At 64.4% G+C, this 15,072-nt stretch carries 13 protein-coding genes; 8 read left to right on the top strand and 5 right to left on the bottom strand.

Features of this window, described 5'->3' with window-relative positions; all coding sequences use genetic code 11:
- The first annotated feature begins 43 nt into the window (after positions 1–43).
- The 6 genes from HTUR_RS03135 (at position 44) to HTUR_RS03160 (ending at position 9,271) form a co-directional block, all read left to right on the top strand.
- Positions 44–454, top strand: a complete 411-nt coding sequence (locus tag HTUR_RS03135; RefSeq protein WP_012941843.1) for a hypothetical protein — start codon at positions 44–46, stop codon at positions 452–454.
- A gap of 317 nt (positions 455–771) precedes the next feature.
- On the top strand, positions 772–3,426 hold the full coding sequence (locus tag HTUR_RS03140; RefSeq protein WP_012941844.1) for an alkaline phosphatase PhoX: 2,655 nt from the start codon (positions 772–774) through the stop codon (positions 3,424–3,426).
- Positions 3,427–3,726: 300 nt separating this feature from the next.
- Complete coding sequence (locus HTUR_RS03145; protein ID WP_012941845.1) at positions 3,727–6,378, top strand: alkaline phosphatase PhoX; 2,652 nt, start codon at positions 3,727–3,729, stop codon at positions 6,376–6,378.
- Positions 6,379–6,381: 3 nt separating this feature from the next.
- A complete protein-coding gene (locus tag HTUR_RS03150; RefSeq protein ID WP_012941846.1) occupies positions 6,382–7,209 on the top strand; it encodes a hypothetical protein in 828 nt (275 codons plus the stop codon).
- A 114-nt stretch (positions 7,210–7,323) separates the two neighbouring features.
- Positions 7,324–8,667, top strand: a complete 1,344-nt coding sequence (locus HTUR_RS03155) for an O-acetylhomoserine aminocarboxypropyltransferase/cysteine synthase family protein (protein WP_012941847.1) — start codon at positions 7,324–7,326, stop codon at positions 8,665–8,667.
- A 214-nt stretch (positions 8,668–8,881) separates the two neighbouring features.
- Positions 8,882–9,271 carry a DUF7522 family protein gene (locus HTUR_RS03160; RefSeq protein ID WP_012941848.1) on the top strand — a complete coding sequence of 130 codons (390 nt, stop codon included), beginning with the start codon at positions 8,882–8,884 and terminating at the stop codon, positions 9,269–9,271.
- Here the strand turns inward: HTUR_RS03160 and HTUR_RS03165 are convergent.
- Entirely contained in the window at positions 9,249–9,443 is a 195-nt protein-coding gene (locus tag HTUR_RS03165; RefSeq protein ID WP_049941580.1) for a hypothetical protein, read from the bottom strand. The genes HTUR_RS03160 and HTUR_RS03165 overlap by 23 nt on opposite strands.
- A 194-nt stretch (positions 9,444–9,637) precedes the next feature.
- Between HTUR_RS03165 and HTUR_RS03170 the strand changes: the two genes are divergently transcribed.
- Positions 9,638–10,180: a DUF5813 family protein gene (locus tag HTUR_RS03170; protein WP_012941850.1), complete on the top strand. Its 543-nt coding sequence runs from the start codon at positions 9,638–9,640 to the stop codon at positions 10,178–10,180.
- A gap of 60 nt (positions 10,181–10,240) precedes the next feature.
- Here the strand turns inward: HTUR_RS03170 and HTUR_RS03175 are convergent, their stop codons facing one another.
- The 3 genes from HTUR_RS03175 to HTUR_RS03185 form a co-directional block, all read right to left on the bottom strand.
- Positions 10,241–10,471 (bottom strand): Lrp/AsnC family transcriptional regulator, encoded by a 231-nt coding sequence (locus tag HTUR_RS03175; protein ID WP_012941851.1) that lies wholly within the window; start codon positions 10,469–10,471, stop codon positions 10,241–10,243.
- Positions 10,471–11,217 (bottom strand): potassium channel family protein, encoded by a 747-nt coding sequence (locus HTUR_RS03180; protein WP_012941852.1) that lies wholly within the window; start codon positions 11,215–11,217, stop codon positions 10,471–10,473. The genes HTUR_RS03175 and HTUR_RS03180 overlap by 1 nt, the downstream gene beginning before the upstream one ends.
- Before the next feature lie 244 nt (positions 11,218–11,461).
- Positions 11,462–11,692: an Lrp/AsnC family transcriptional regulator gene (locus tag HTUR_RS03185; protein ID WP_012941853.1), complete on the bottom strand. Its 231-nt coding sequence runs from the start codon at positions 11,690–11,692 to the stop codon at positions 11,462–11,464.
- A 270-nt stretch (positions 11,693–11,962) separates the two neighbouring features.
- Here HTUR_RS03185 and HTUR_RS03190 point away from each other — a divergent pair, with 270 nt between their 5' ends.
- Positions 11,963–13,831, top strand: a complete 1,869-nt coding sequence (locus HTUR_RS03190) for an SLC13 family permease (protein WP_012941854.1) — start codon at positions 11,963–11,965, stop codon at positions 13,829–13,831.
- Positions 13,832–13,916: 85 nt separating this feature from the next.
- Here HTUR_RS03190 and HTUR_RS03195 read toward each other — a convergent pair whose 3' ends face one another.
- Positions 13,917–14,894: a phosphotransferase family protein gene (locus tag HTUR_RS03195; RefSeq protein ID WP_012941855.1), complete on the bottom strand. Its 978-nt coding sequence runs from the start codon at positions 14,892–14,894 to the stop codon at positions 13,917–13,919.
- Between the last annotated feature and the right edge of the window lie 178 nt (positions 14,895–15,072).

Here is a 15,072-nt window from a genome sequence, read left to right on the forward strand (position 1 = left end):
ATCAACATTCAATACTGTCTCGGACCCGAGTGGATCCACGGAAATGTCCACGTCCGATCCCGCCCCCGAACCCGCCGGTCGAGTCGTCGAGGACTACGTCTTCGGCGTCCGCATCGTCGACGACGACGCCGACGAGCGCTACCGGTTCGAAGCGCCCGAACACACCGATATCGCCTTCGACAGCCTCGAGGACGCCCGTCTGTACGCCGACGTCTACTTCGACGTCAACGGCTTCGTCGAGGAGGGAACCGGCGAGCGCGGCGTCCCGCCGGAGGTCGTCCAGGCGGGTAAAGACACGCTCGCGGCGTATCTGATGACGATGCCGTGGGCCGACCGAGACTGGGTCGCTTCCTTCTACGGCTCGACGCCGACCGAGATCGATCGCTACCTCACGTGGGTCCGCGATCGCGCCGAAGAGGTCCGGACCGAAGTGAAGACGCAGGGACTCGACTGACGACCGCTCGAATTCCTGCCGCCGTTTGGCACCCTCGTTCCCTTTTCGCGCCAGTCTCGCCGTTCACTGCTGGAGCCGCGCCGACGCCGCGACCGGCACGTCGAGTCTCGGCCTGATCGATCCGCTGCCTGCTGGGTCTTCGATCTGACCCGCAGCGCCGCGTCGACTACGTATTCTTGATCCTATCTGCATATCGATTAATAGACGTCAGAGTGCTATGTTTAATATATTTCTTCCCCCTCTACTTTGTTATATACAATAGATCACTTCCGAATATTATAAATTCTCATTACTTACTCGAAGATTGATCCGACTGCATGGTCGAATTTACGAGGCGGAAGTTGATGGCATCGTCGGCGGCTGCGGCGGTCGGCGCGGGGACGGTCGGTCTCGCGGGAGCGGACGAGGATCCCGAGGAACACGACACGCTCGAGGCGCCGTACGTCAAGGGGAACATCGACCGGTTCTCGACGACGGCGTTCGGCGCCGAAGTGACGGGGCCGTTCGTCTTCGACACGGGGGAGCTGCTCTACAGTCTGCAGGGACCCCACGACGACAATCTCGAGCCCTTCAACGCGGGTGGGGTCGGCGTCTTCGACGACTTCCGGTTTACCTTCAACGGGAAGAACGACGAGTTCGACGAGCTCGAGCCGCCGCGAACCGACCGCGAGGAACAGCAGGTCCTCTCGGCGGCCGGCGAGTACCGGCTGCTCGTGCAGACGGGTGACCCGATCAACGGCGGGACCGAGCGATTCGGCCATCCGCAGACGCCCGACGGGACGGAACTCGTCGAGGTTTCCGAAGACGGGTACGGCATCGGCGACCAGGCCGACATGAACTTCTTCGTCTCGACGGACGAGGAGGGGTTGGAGGGCTACCTCTTCACCAACAACGAGATCCGGCCGGGCGGGATCACGCGAACCCCTCTCTACCGGGACGAGGACGGCTATCTGCAGGCAGATCTCGAGAACGCGATGGAGCTCGAGAACACCGAGGTCTTCCGCGAGATCGGCGGGACGAAGGTCAACTGTTACGGCGATCTGAGTCCGTGGGAGACGCCGCTGTCGGCCGAAGAGGAGTACGGCCATCCGCGCGTCAACGGGCTCGCGACGGTCAGCGACATCGTCGAGGCCGGAAGCGGCGTCGGCCTCCGCGGCGGCAGCGAGTTCTGGAACCGACCCGACATCCTCGAGGTCGACGGCTCGCTCCGGGAGCTCTTCGGTGACGAGCACGAATATCCGATGGGGCTGCACAACAACCGGAACACCGAGAAACACGCTTATCACCTCGGTGTAGAGCCACGCGATCAGAACGAGGTCGAGGGCGAGGACGGTCCCGAGACCGTGAACACGCCTCGCCCCATCGGCGACGAGGAATTCCCGAACCGCTACCGCTACGGCAAGATCGTCGAGGTCACCGAGCCGACCGCCGACGTGCCGACGCCGGTCAAGCACCACGTCTTCGGTCGCGCCGCGTGGGAGTGTCCCGAGGTCCTCCCCGACGAGCGGACGGTCTATCTCGCCTCCGACGGCGGCGCGAAGGGCATCTACAAGTTCGTCGCCGAAGAGCCGATTCCGGAGTACGACGACCGGATGGACGTCCGCGGTACCCTCTATGCGATGAAGGCCGCCGAGATCGGCGAGGGACCGGTCGCCGAGACCGATCTCGACGTCGAGTGGCTCTCGCTGGGCACGGCGAGCAACGCCGAAATCGAGTCCTGGATCAGCGACTACGACGACGTCACCCAGGTCGACTACCTCGAGACCCACGCCGAGACCGACTGGGCCGACGACCTCGAGCAGGCGCTGATGGAAGCGGACGAGGAGGTCGCGATCAACGGCAATCAGGACTACATTACCGACGAGGAGGTCGTCGAGTGGGCCGCCCAGTACGAGGAACGCGGCCCCGACGGCGTTGACGAAGAACTGCGTCGTGTCCCCTTCCTCGAGACCCGCGCGGCTGCCAAGGAAATCGGCGCCAGCGTCGAGTTCAACAAGGCCGAGGGGATCGACGCCCACGACGAGGCCGAACCCGGCGATTTCATCTACTTCGGCATCTCCTCGCTCGGCGGCACCATGACCGATAAGTACGGTGACCTTCGGTTCGACGAGGTTCAGACCGGCGTCCTCTACCGAGCCGAACTCGAGGAGGATTACAACGTTTCCCGGCTCGAACCAGTCGTCGTCGGACCGAACGAGAGCGATCCCACGTCGATCCTCGACGAGTCGCTCATCAACGTCGACAACGTGATGGTCATGGACGACGGCCGAGTCCTCCTCTGTGAGGACAAGGGCACCTTCGGCCGCACGTACGAGAACGACGCGCTGTGGGTCTACGAGCCGCCGGCGGTCCTCGAGGCCAGTTCCGTGGCGGTCAGCCACGGCGCCACCGGCGAGGTCAATCTGACGCTATCGTCGATCCCGGACGGCCTCGCGGGTGGTCGCGTCACTGTCTCGGTCGAGCACGCCGACGTCGCCGCGATCGCCGACGCCAGCTATCACGACGCGCTCGAACTGACCTCGGGGCCGTCGATCGACGGTGACGGCTCGAGCGTCGAGTTCCGTTTCGCCGACCTCGAGGACGAGATCGGCGCCACGCTCGACGACGTCACGCTCGCGACGCTCGACCTCGAGGGTGTCGGGACCGGTACGACCGACGTTACGATCGAGGTCCACTCGCTGGACGACGACGACGGGCTGGCGATCGACACGCAGGCTCGCCCGGGCGTCGTGGTCGTCGGTCCGCCGCCGGTCGGCGAGGGGTCGGGCTCGGGACGCGCCCCGACGGATCTCGATGGTGACGGCCTCTTCGAGGACGTTAACGGCAACGGTCGACTCGACTACCAGGACGTCACCCTGCTGTTCGAGCACCTCGAGGACGACGCCGTCCAGCTCAACGAGGCGGCGTTCGACTTCAACGACAACGGTCGCATCGACTACGACGACGTCGTCGCCCTCTACGACGAACTGTAATCGAGGCGTCGTCCGCGTTCGGATTCGCGTCCGGCTCGAGATCTGACGCCGATCCGTGCGGTCGATTCGTCCGCTTCGTCGCTGGCGTCCGATTCGACCGCTCGTTGCCGGGACGACCGTCGGGCCGGTCTCATTCCCGGTTTCTTCGTTCGGACTGTTTTCCGGTTCCCCGCTCGACTATATAGATTCTCGCTCGTTCAGTCCGACTATCGAGATATAGTAACTTCACCGTTCGATAACAGTACGGATGATAATAATATTATAAAACCTAACCATATCTAACTGAGTCGACCCGCTTGCATGGTCGAATTTACCAGACGGAAGCTGATGGCATCGTCAGCGGCTGCGGCAGTCGGTGCGGGGACGGTCGGTCTAGTGGGGGCGGACGAGGATCCCGAGGAGCACGACTCGCTCGAGGCACCGTACGTCAAGGGGAACATCGATCGGTTCTCGACGACGGCACTCGGCGCCGAGGTAACGGGGCCGTTTGTCTTCGAGACGGGCGAACTACTCTACAGCCTGCAGGCGCCCAGCGACGACAATATGGAGCCGTTCAACCGGGGCGGCGTCGGCGTCTTCGACGACTTCCGATTTACCTTCAACGGCAAGAACGACGAGTTCGACGAGCTCGAGCCGCCGCGAACGAAGACCGAGGAGCAGCAGGTCCTCGGGGCGGCCGGCGACTACCGGCTGCTCGTTCAGGCGGGCGACGAGATCAACGGCGGGACCGAGCGGTTCGGTCACCCGCAGACGCCCGACGGCGAGAACGTCGCGGAGCTCGCCGGCGAGGACCTCGCGAGCGCCGGCGGCGTCACCGACATGAACTTCTTCGTCTCGACGAACGAGGAAGGCACCGAGGGCTACCTCTTCACCAACAACGAGACTCGTCCGGGTGCAATCATCCGGACGCCGCTCAGCCGCGAGTCGGGCCGCTGGGAGGCTGACCTCGAGAACGCGATGGAACTCGAGAACACCGAGGCATTCCGCGAGGTCGGCGGCACGCGGATCAACTGTTACGGCGACCTGAGTCCGTGGGAGACGCCGCTCTCGGCCGAGGAGGACTACGGCCATCCGCGCGTCAACGGGCTCGCGACGGTCAGCGATGTCGTCGAGGCGGGCAGTGGTGTCGGTATTCGCGGCGCCAGCACGTTCTGGAACCGACCGAACGTCGCCGGAATCGAGGACGCTCTCGCGGACATCTTCGGCGAGGACGCCTGGTATCCGATGGGACTGTGGGCGCTGACCGGTCTCGAGAAACACGCCTACCACCTCGGCGCCGAACCCGTCGACCTGCGCGAGTTCGAGAACGAGGACGGCGAGATTGAGATCGAGGATCGCCGCCGTCCCATCGGTGACGAGGCGTTCCCGAACCGCTACCGCTACGGGAAGATCGTCGAGATCACCGATCCCGCGAGCGACGACCCCACCCCGGTCAAACACCACGTCTTCGGCCGCGCCGCGTGGGAGTGTCCCGAAGTCCTCCCCGACGAGCGGACCGTCTACCTGGCCTCCGACGGCGGCGCGAAGGGCATCTATAAGTTCGTCGCCGAAGAGCCGATTTCGGAGTACGACGACCGGATGGACGTCTGCGGCACGCTGTACGCCATGAAAGCCACCGAGATCGGCGAGGGACCGGTCGCCGAGACCGACCTAGATATCGAGTGGCTTCCGCTGGGCACCGCGAGCAACGCCGAAATCGAGTCCTGGATCAGCGATTACGACGACGTCACGCAGGTCGACTACCTCGAGACCCACGCCGAGACCGACTGGGCCGACGACCTCGAGCAGGCGCTGATGGAAGCGGACGAGGAGGTCGCGATCAACGGCAACCAGGACTACATCGCCGACGAGGAGATCGTCGAGTGGGCCGCCCAGTACGAGGAACGCGGCCCTGACGGTGTCGACGAAGAACTCCGTCGCGTTCCCTTCCTCGAGACCCGCGCGGCCGCCAAGGAAATCGGCGCCAGCATCGAGTTCAACAAGGCCGAAGGAATCGATTCCCACGACGAGGCCGAACCCAGCGATTTCATCTACTTCGGCATCTCCTCGCTCGGCGGCACCATGACCGACGATCAGGGCGAACTCCGCTTCGATGAGGTCGAGACCGGCGTCCTCTACCGGGCCGAACTCGAGGAGGGCTACGACGTCTCCCGGCTCGAGCCGGTCGTCGTCGGCCCGAACGGGAGCGATTCCGTCTCCCTGCTCGACGAGTCGCTGATCAACGTCGACAACGTGATGGTCATGGACGACGGCCGAGTCCTCCTCTGTGAGGACAAGGGTACCTTCGGCCGCACATACGAGAACGACGCGATGTGGGTCTACGAGCCGCCGGCGGTTCTCCGGACCGACTCGATCGCGGTCAGTCACGGTGCGACCGGCGAGGTCGACCTAACACTGTCATCGATCCCGGACGGCCTCGCGGGCGGTCGCGTCACCGTCTCGGTCGAGCACGCCGACGTCGCCGCGATCACCGACGCCAGCTACCACGATGCGCTGGAACTGACCTCGGGGCCGTCGATCGACGGTGACGGCTCGAGCGTCGAGTTCCGCTTTGCCGACCTCGAGGACGAGATCGGCGCGACGCTCGACGACGTCACGCTCGCGACGCTCGACCTCGAGGGCGTCGGGACGGGCACGACTGATATTACGATCGAGGTCCACTCGCTGGACGACGACGACGGGCTGGCGATCGACACCCAGCCTCGTCCGGGCATCGTCGTCGTCGGTCCGCCGCCGGTCGGTGAGGGGTCGGGCCGCGCCCCGACCGACCTCGACGGCGACGGCCTGTTCGAGGACGTCAACGGTAACGGCCGACTCGACTACCAGGACGTCACTTTGCTGTTCGAGCACCTCGAGGACGATACCGTCCAGCTCAACGAGGCGGCGTTCGACTTCAACGACAACGGCCGCATCGACTACGACGACATCGTCGCCCTCTACGACGAACTGTAACCGATGGATCGAGATGACGCCGACACGTCGACTGGGTCCGAATCGCGCCGCCGACGTTGGGATCACTCGGCTCTCCGCGGGCGCGCGTTCCGAACGCTCGCCATCGCACTCGTGATCGCGACGGTCGTCGGAACGGTCGCACTCGGTTCGGCCGGCGCCGCGACGACGGCCGGTGAGGATCGGACGACGACCGAACCGAGTCCGGCGATGACCGATGGAGCTGTATCGACCGCCAGTGCCTCGAGCGGCGCCGAACCCGAGCTTGTCGTCTCCGATGCGACGATCGAGCCCGAGTCGACCGAGAGTCTCCGCGTCTCGCTGACCGACGTCCCCGACGGACTCGCGGGATTCAAGCTCACGCTCGCCGTCGACGACGGCGACGTCGCGACCGTCACGAACGCCAGCTACCCGGACCACTTCGGGCTGACGACCGACCCCGCTGTGGGCGCCGACGGGGAGACCATCACCGTCGAGGCCGCCGACCTCGGCGACGCAGTCACGGCCGGCGACGCGGACGTCACGCTGGCGACGATCGACGTAGCCGGCGTCGACGACGGTCAGACGGACCTGCGCGTGACGTCGATGCAGGTCGACGACGACGACGGCGGCGCCATCGAGCCGTCGCTCGAGTCGGGAACGCTGACCGTCGGCGACGACTCGGGCGATTCGGAGTCCGGTGATGACGGTTCCGAATCGACCGGTGACGATTCGGGATCGGACGACGAGTCGGACTCGGAAGACGACTCTGACTCAGTTCCCGGCTTCGCGATCGGCTCGGCAGTCGCCGCCATCGCCGTGCTCGTGACTGTCGTCCTCGCGAAGTTGCACTGATCGCCACCGCTTTCGCCCTCTTCACCGTTTTTTATTCCTCGACCGTTCGATCGTCCCCAGTCCGTGGCAATTCCCGACAACGCTTTTGCCCCTCTGCTGTCTGTAGACGCTCGTATGAGCGAGGAATCCGACGACACGGACCGTCAGTTCGCCACGAACAGCGTCCACGCCGGCCAGGAACCCGATCCGACGACGGGTGCTCGAGCGCCGCCGCTGTACCAGACGACCTCCTACGAGTTCGAGGACACCGAGCACGCCGCCGCCCTGTTCGGCTTAGAGGAGACCGGGAACATCTACTCGCGAATCATGAACCCGACGAACGCGATGTTAGAGGAGCGCATCGCGACCCTCGAGGGCGGCGTCGGCGCGCTCGCCACGTCGTCGGGGATGGCTGCCTTCGACCTCGCGACGTTCATCCTCGCGGACGTCGGCGACAACATCGTCTCCTCGTCGTCGCTGTACGGCGGCACCTACACCTACCTCACTCACACCGTCGCGAAGCGCGGCATCCAGACGAAGTTCGTCGATACGCTGGACTACGAGGCCTACGCCGAGGCTATCGACGACGACACGGCGTTCATCCACCTCGAGACGATCGGTAATCCGGCGCTCGTGACGCCGGATATCGAGCGCATCGCGGACATCGCCCACGACCACGGCGTGCCGCTGTTCGTCGACAACACGTTCGCCACGCCGTACCTGTGCCGCCCGCTCGAGCACGGCGCCGACCTCGTCTGGAACTCGACGACCAAGTGGCTCCACGGCGCCGGTTCGACCGTCGGCGGCGTACTGGTCGACGGCGGCTCCTTCCCGTGGCCGGAGGGCGACTATCCCGAGATTACGGAGCCCAATCCCGCGTACCACGGCGTCAACTTCTACGAGACGTTCGGCGAGGCGGCCTTCTCGGTTGTCGCGCGGACTCGCGGGCTGCGCGATCTGGGCAATCAACAGTCTCCGTTCGACGCCTGGGTCACCCTCCAGAAACTCGAGTCGCTGCCGCTGCGGATGGAGAAACACTGTGAGAACGCGATGGTCGTCGCGGAGTACCTCGAGGACCACCCGAAGGTCTCGTGGGTCAACTATCCCGGCCTCGAGAGCCACGAGACCCACGAGAACGCCCGGGAGTACTTAGAGGGCGGCTACGGCGGGATGATCACCTTCGGCCTCGAGGGCGTCGACGGGTCCGACACGGACCCGTCTGCTCGCGAGACGTCGTCTCGCGCTGGCTACGACGCCGCCGAGACGGTCTGTAACGAGGTCGATCTGGCGAGCCTGCTGGCCAACGTCGGCGACGCGAAGACGCTGATCATCCACCCCGCGAGCACGACCCACCAGCAGCTCACCGAGGAGGAGAAACTGGCCAGCGGCGTCACCGACGATCTCGTCCGCCTCTCGATCGGTATCGAGGACGTCGACGACGTGATCGCGGATCTGGATCGGGCGATCGACGCGGCCTGATCGCTCGCCGGCGTCGCGTCGGTGACGGCGCTCGAGTCGGTGACGGCGCTCGAGTCGGTGACGGCGCTCGAGGACAGAACGACGTTCGGTGCTGGAACAGTGCTCGTCGGCTGACCGGCGTTCGACGTCGAGCGCCGTTCCACCGTCGAACGCCGTTTTCAGCGAGTCGAATTAGCCCCTTGTCGTTAAGGTCACGCGGTTCGATGTATTCGGTATGCCCACCGGGTTACTCACGGACGAGGCTGCAGAACAGATCGTCGCGACCTGTCGGACGGCGATCGGTGACAGTCTCCGTTCGATCACCTACTTCACGCGCGACGACTTCGAGCAGGTGTACCTGCGCGAGGACTTAGAGCGCGACGCCGATCTATCGACCTTTATCGGCCACGAGTGGCGCGGCTTCAAGACGGCGCAGACGGCCTACGAGAACTCCGAACTCGGCGATTACAACTACACCATTCGCGTCTTCGACAACGGCTTTCTCGTCAGGGTAACCAGCGACAGCGAGGGGATCTTCGTCACGACCGACGGACTCACAGTCAAGGATTTCGAAGAGGTCGCGACGGCGATCAACGTGTTCCTCAACGATCGCGAGATCGAGTAGCGGACTCCTCGGCGGTCGATCGGTCGGCGTCCTGTTCGCGATGATCGCGGTCGTTCTCCTCCTCGGTCCGACTCGAGCGAGTTCCGATCGGCAGCCCGGAGCCGAGTTCCCCGTCGATACCGAGGAGGCGTGCGAACCGGCGGCGTTCGGCGGCGTGTCTATCGAGACTCATGCCGACGAAAAACGGCAATATCCGTTGTAGTAATGCATGCCATTTGTTGCGGAAATGGTCGATTACGCCCGTGAAACGATCCCGTCGCCGTCCGGCGATTACCCGCCTGTAACGGTCCCATTCAGTAGTCAACGATCGTGACAGACTACGCGACAGCGTAACACCCTTTTCGCTCACCGCCGTTCGAAGGGACGATGACTGATCTTCCCGATCCCGTCGCCCGCGAGTTCGAGTCCCACGACGCGTTCGTCCCGCTCGAGGACGGCGCCGGGTACGACCTCGAGACGACCGTCTTCGACGCGACCGTCACCGCCGACGACGCCGAGGGAAAGCGGGACGGCGAGTTCCGCGTCACCGTCACCCTCCCGACGCTCAACGCCGCCGTCGCCGGCGAGACCGTCGCCTCCGTTGTCGAGGACGGCTGGTTCGAAACCTTAGAGCGCCGTCTCGAGGATACCTTCACGGTCGCACACACGAGCACCCACGAGGACCCCGTCGTCGACCGTGGCGCCGACGCGGTCACCGTCAGACTCGAGTACGTCGCCTGGGACGCAGCGGAGGGCGTCGACGACGCCAAGGCCCTCATCGAGTTCGTCGAGGGGACGTTCGCCCAGGGGATTATCCCCGGCTACGAGTATCAGGGCGCCGCCGCGACGCTGCTCGAGAACGCCCAGAACCGCGGCCAGCAGGCTGCAGATAGTGATCGCGATGGGAGTAGCGGCGGAATGCCGATGTAAAACGAAGTTTTGCCGAGTGCGGTCGCGAAGCGACCGCACGCAGCGCAAAAGTTCGGTTCTCTAGTCCATCGCGATGTACGTCTGGGTGTTCTCGACGCCGTCGATGCCCTGGATCTGGGTGGCCGCGATCTCCTTTACCGCGGCGGGGGTTTCGACCTGCGCTTTGGCGATGATGTCGACGTCGCCGGCGACGATGTAGGCCGACTGAACGCCCTCGATCGTCTCGATGCTGTCTCGGAGTCGATCCGCCTCGCCCGTGTTCGCCTTGATCATGATGAATGCCGTGACCATCAGTTGACACCTCCGGTATCCGTCTCCGACGACAGGTCCGTCGTCGCGGAACTCGAGCCCGATCCCGCGTTCGCGGCAGCCTTGGCCGCCGATTCGCCGACCAGCAGTTGGCGGACTTCGCTCAGGACGTCGAAGTCCGCGAGGACGATGAGCCGGTCGCCGTTCTCGAGCGAGAGGTCCGCGTCGGGGAGCCCGAGTTCGTGCTCGCGCTTGCCGAACGCGAGGACGGTCGCGTTGGCGGGGAGTTGCAGTTCGCTGATCGTGTAGCCGTTGACGGGGGCCGCGTCGGTGATCGTGAGCTCGACGACCTGCAGGTGGGGGGCGATGTCCGCGATCGCGCGGATCGTGCCGCCCAGCAGGGCGTTTTTCGCGCCGATCGCGCCGAGGCGTTCGGGGTAGATCACCTCGTCGACCTGATCGGCGTACTTGCGGTAGATCCCCTCGCGGTAGGCCTCGTCGATGCGCATGATCGTCCGACAGTCGTAGTGGTTGGCGATCATGCAGGCGGTGAAGTTGACGTTCAGATCGCCCGTCAGCGCGCCCAGCGCGTCGGCGTCGCGGATGCCGGCGTCCTCGAGGATGTCCTCGCGGGAGCCGTCGCCCTCGACGACGGGGAACTCCTGGTCGCGAGCGCGGCGAACCCTCGCCTCGTCGCGTTCAATCATCGTTACCTCGTGGCCCTCGTCGCGCAAGACGCGCGCCGTGCGCAGGCCGACCCGTCCAGCCCCGATAATCACGAACCGCATGGACAGGGGTACGCTCGCCCTCCTGAATAAGTTTGCCCCCGAGTACCATGGTAGTTGTTCGATCGAGACGTTTTCTCAGGCACCGATCGCCGCAACCGAGGGACTACGCGTTCGTCGCTCCGACCGGCGGACCACGGGCCGCGGTGGGCGATCGTCGATGAACAGTGCGCGCCCGTATGGTGACGACTGTCGTCCCGACAGTTTGCGCCAGTTCGAGTCGCCGTCCGCGGCGCGGCCGCTCGTCTCACCCCATCGCGATGTACGTTTTCGTGTCGCTGACGCCGCCGAGTCCCTGGACGCTCGAGGAAACGGTCTCAAGCACGTCGTAGACTTCCTGGCCGTCGACCTCCGCGATGATGTCGTAGTTGCCGGCGACGATGTGGGCGTCGACCACCGACTCGAGGCCCCTGATCTCCGCGAGCGACCCCTCGGACTCTCCGGCGCCGGTCTTCACCATGATGAACGCGTGGACCATCGATAGTGTGGTACTCTGTGGCACGACTAAAGCTTTTGCCCGACGACGAACCCGCTCCGCCCTCGTACTCGGCGGACGGCGAACCCGTTGTCGTCGCCGACAGAATAACGGGAGACGGACGCCGTCGTTCTGATTCTCCTCTCCGAATCGGGACCTTCAAGCGGGACCGGTCGAGAATCGAGACTGTCAATCGTGTTCGGTCAGGTGCTTCGCAGCGACGGCGTCGTTCGACTGTTCGCCCAGACCGGCGGGCTCGAGGTGACGCCCGACATGCTGGTCGTGTTCGGAATCATTCTGCTCGCGCTCGTGCTCTTCGTCACCGAGTGGCTGCCGATCGACGTGACCGCGATCCTCGTCATGGTCCTGCTGATGGTGCTGGGCGCGGACGGCGTCGTGAACTTCACCGAGATCTCGACGGCCGAGGGGACCTCCGGGTTCTCGAACTCGGCGACGATCACCGTGCTTGCGATGCTCATCCTCAGTTCGGGGATCAGCCAGACCGGGGTCGTCCAGATCATCGGCCGGAAGATGTCGGCGTTCGCGGGCGACGATCTCGACAAACAACTGCTCGCGACGATCGGCGTCAGCGGCCCTATCTCCGGATTCATCAACAACACGCCGGTCGTCGCCATCCTCGTCCCCGTCGTCTCGGACATCGCTCACAAGGGAAAGACGTCGCCCTCGAAGCTCCTGATTCCGCTCTCCTACGCGTCGATGTTCGGCGGGATGCTCACCCTCATCGGCACCTCGACGAACATCCTCGCGAGCGACGTCTCCGCGCGGCTGCTCGACCACCCGTTCTCGATGTTCGAGTTCACCCAGCTCGGAATTATCGTGCTGCTCGTCGGTAGCCTCTATCTCATGACCGTCGGCCACCGGCTACTGCCCGAACGCGTCCCCGTCGAGGAGGACTACGTCCAAGAGTACGCGATCGAGGAGTACCTGACCGAGGTCGTCGTCGACGACGATTCGCCGATCATCGGGACGACCGTCGCCGAGGCCATCGACCACGTCGAGTTTGACGCCGACATCATTCAGGTCGTCCGCGACGACGAGGAGTTCATCGAACCGATCGGCCAGAAGACGATCCGGGCCGGCGACCTGTTGCGACTCCGCGCCGACCGCGGGACGGTCCAGCAACTCGTCGATCGAGAGACGCTCACGCTCTCGGGCAGCCCCGAGACCGACGACGACTTAGAGCCCGACGAAGCGCCGGACCGAACCCTCGTCGAAGTCGTCGTCCCTCGCGGCTCGTTTCTCGTCGGCGAGTCCCTCGAGAGTTCGACGTTCCGCCAGCGCTATGACGCGACCGTTCTGGCGTTCCGCAGTCGGGGCGAGACGGTTCGCGAGGACATGGACGAGCGCCGGATCCGCGTCGGCGACACGCTGCTGGTCCAGGCGGCGCCGGACAGCATCGATCGCCTCTCGCAGAACGACGACTTCATCGTCGCCCACGAACCCGAGGAACCGGACTACCGGAGCGAGAAGATCCCGCACGCGGTCGCGATCATGGCCGGCGTCGTCGGCTTCGTCGCCGTGCCCTGGGGGGCGGTCGGCGCCGCCCTCGCCGGCGCGACCGGCGTCGCGGCGTTCGAGGCGATGTCGGCCCTTTCGCTCCCGATCCTCGTGACCGCGCTCGCGGGCGTCGTGGCGATGGTCGCGACGGGCGTCCTCAAGCCGACCGAGATCTACGACGCCGTCGAGTGGGACGTGATCTTCCTGCTGGCCGGCATCATTCCGCTGGGAATGGCCTTAGAGCAGACCGGTGGTGCGGACCTGCTCGGAAGTCTCGTCGCCGCGACGGGGGCCTATCTGCCGATTATCGGCGTCCTCTGGGTGTTCTACCTCGCGACCGGGCTCATCACGGGCGTCATCTCCAACAACGCGAGCGTCGTGTTGATGCTCCCGGTCGCCGTCGAGACCGCCGACCAGATCGGGGCGAACCCCTTCGCGTTCGTGCTGGCGGTGACCTTCGCGGCCTCGACGGCGTTCCTCACGCCCGTCGGCTACCAGACGAATCTCTTCGTCTACGGCCCCGGCGGCTACAAGTTCATGGACTTCGTCCGCGTCGGCGCGCCGCTGCAGTTGCTGCTCTCGGTGGTGACGGTGCTCGGCATCGCGTTCTTCTGGGGGCTCTGACGAGGGTACCAGATCGCCGGGACGGGCGTCCGTTAGGAAACCCATCGGAATGATTGAAAATCCTACGTTCGAACTGGAATCGTTTCTACGTCCCAGTCGCGACATCCTCGGCCGCCGCGACTCGGTCATCGAGTTCGTTCCGAACCCATTCGGCAAGGTTCTCTGTTCCTTCTGGGGCGTCGAGTGCCCATAGATCGAACGTCCTCGCTTTCGGGAGGAACGTCACGACTTGATAAATCGGTCGCCGTCTGTCAAATCCTCTCGGGAGTTCTCCGGCGTGTTCCCGATATCCCTCCCGTACCGCCGTCCGAAGACGTTTCTTATCGCTCCCAGTTACGTCTGCGCGATCTGCAATCCATTCCTCACCCCAGCAGAGACAGAGACCCGGATCGCCGATGAGTGTCCACTCCCAATCGATAACCCCCGGCCGGTGATTTCGGAAGACGTTGTCAGGATGGACATCGTGGTGGACGAGAGTAGATGACGCATCATTGAGGATGTCCGCGCTATCTCTTATCAGATCCGTTACGCGGCTGGGTACGTCCTTGAATCGCTCTGGGTACTCCACCTCTGTCGCGTCGCGTTCGATTGCGTCGGCGAGAACCGCGTTCCACTCCCCGGGTTCGTAGTCGAGCTGGCTCCCACTGCCGCCAGTGATCCACCCGTGGGTATCGAACCGTGCAGTGGTGATTCCCGCCACTGTACGGCCGATATCGAGGGCTACCGCCTCGCGTTGGCTCTCTTCCTCCCAGTCCTCAATTATGGGGGTTCCGTCAAGCGGCTCCGTGGCGAGGTAGGGGGGACTAAACATCGAATCCGCTGCTATCACCGATGGCACGCGAACCTCGCAGTGAGAGCGGGCGTATTGGATGGCGGCGACTTCCCGTTCGTTCCGCTGAGTGTCGCCATCAACGCGAACTTTCAGGAAGATTTGGCCGTCGTCCGTAAATCGGACTCGGACGGTTTGGTTACCCGGGTGACCCGATCCGATCATCTCGGAGACGGCATCTACTTCCCGTCCCGGGAACGCCTCTTCGAGTACTGCTCTGATCGCCGTATCCATTACTGAGGAAGTAATCGAATCGTCTCGAGTAATTTCTTGTGCAGAAGTTTACTGCAGACATCCGCCATATTCAGCATACCATTTTGATATCCTCCTGAGAAATGAATGAATGCTCCGGTAACCGCTTACCTGTACTTACCGCGAGCTCACAGATAGTTCTGAAGAACGAAACTGCGCT

It is taken from the genome of Haloterrigena turkmenica DSM 5511, from assembly GCF_000025325.1.
GTDB classification, from domain to species: Archaea; Halobacteriota; Halobacteria; order Halobacteriales; family Natrialbaceae; genus Haloterrigena; species Haloterrigena turkmenica.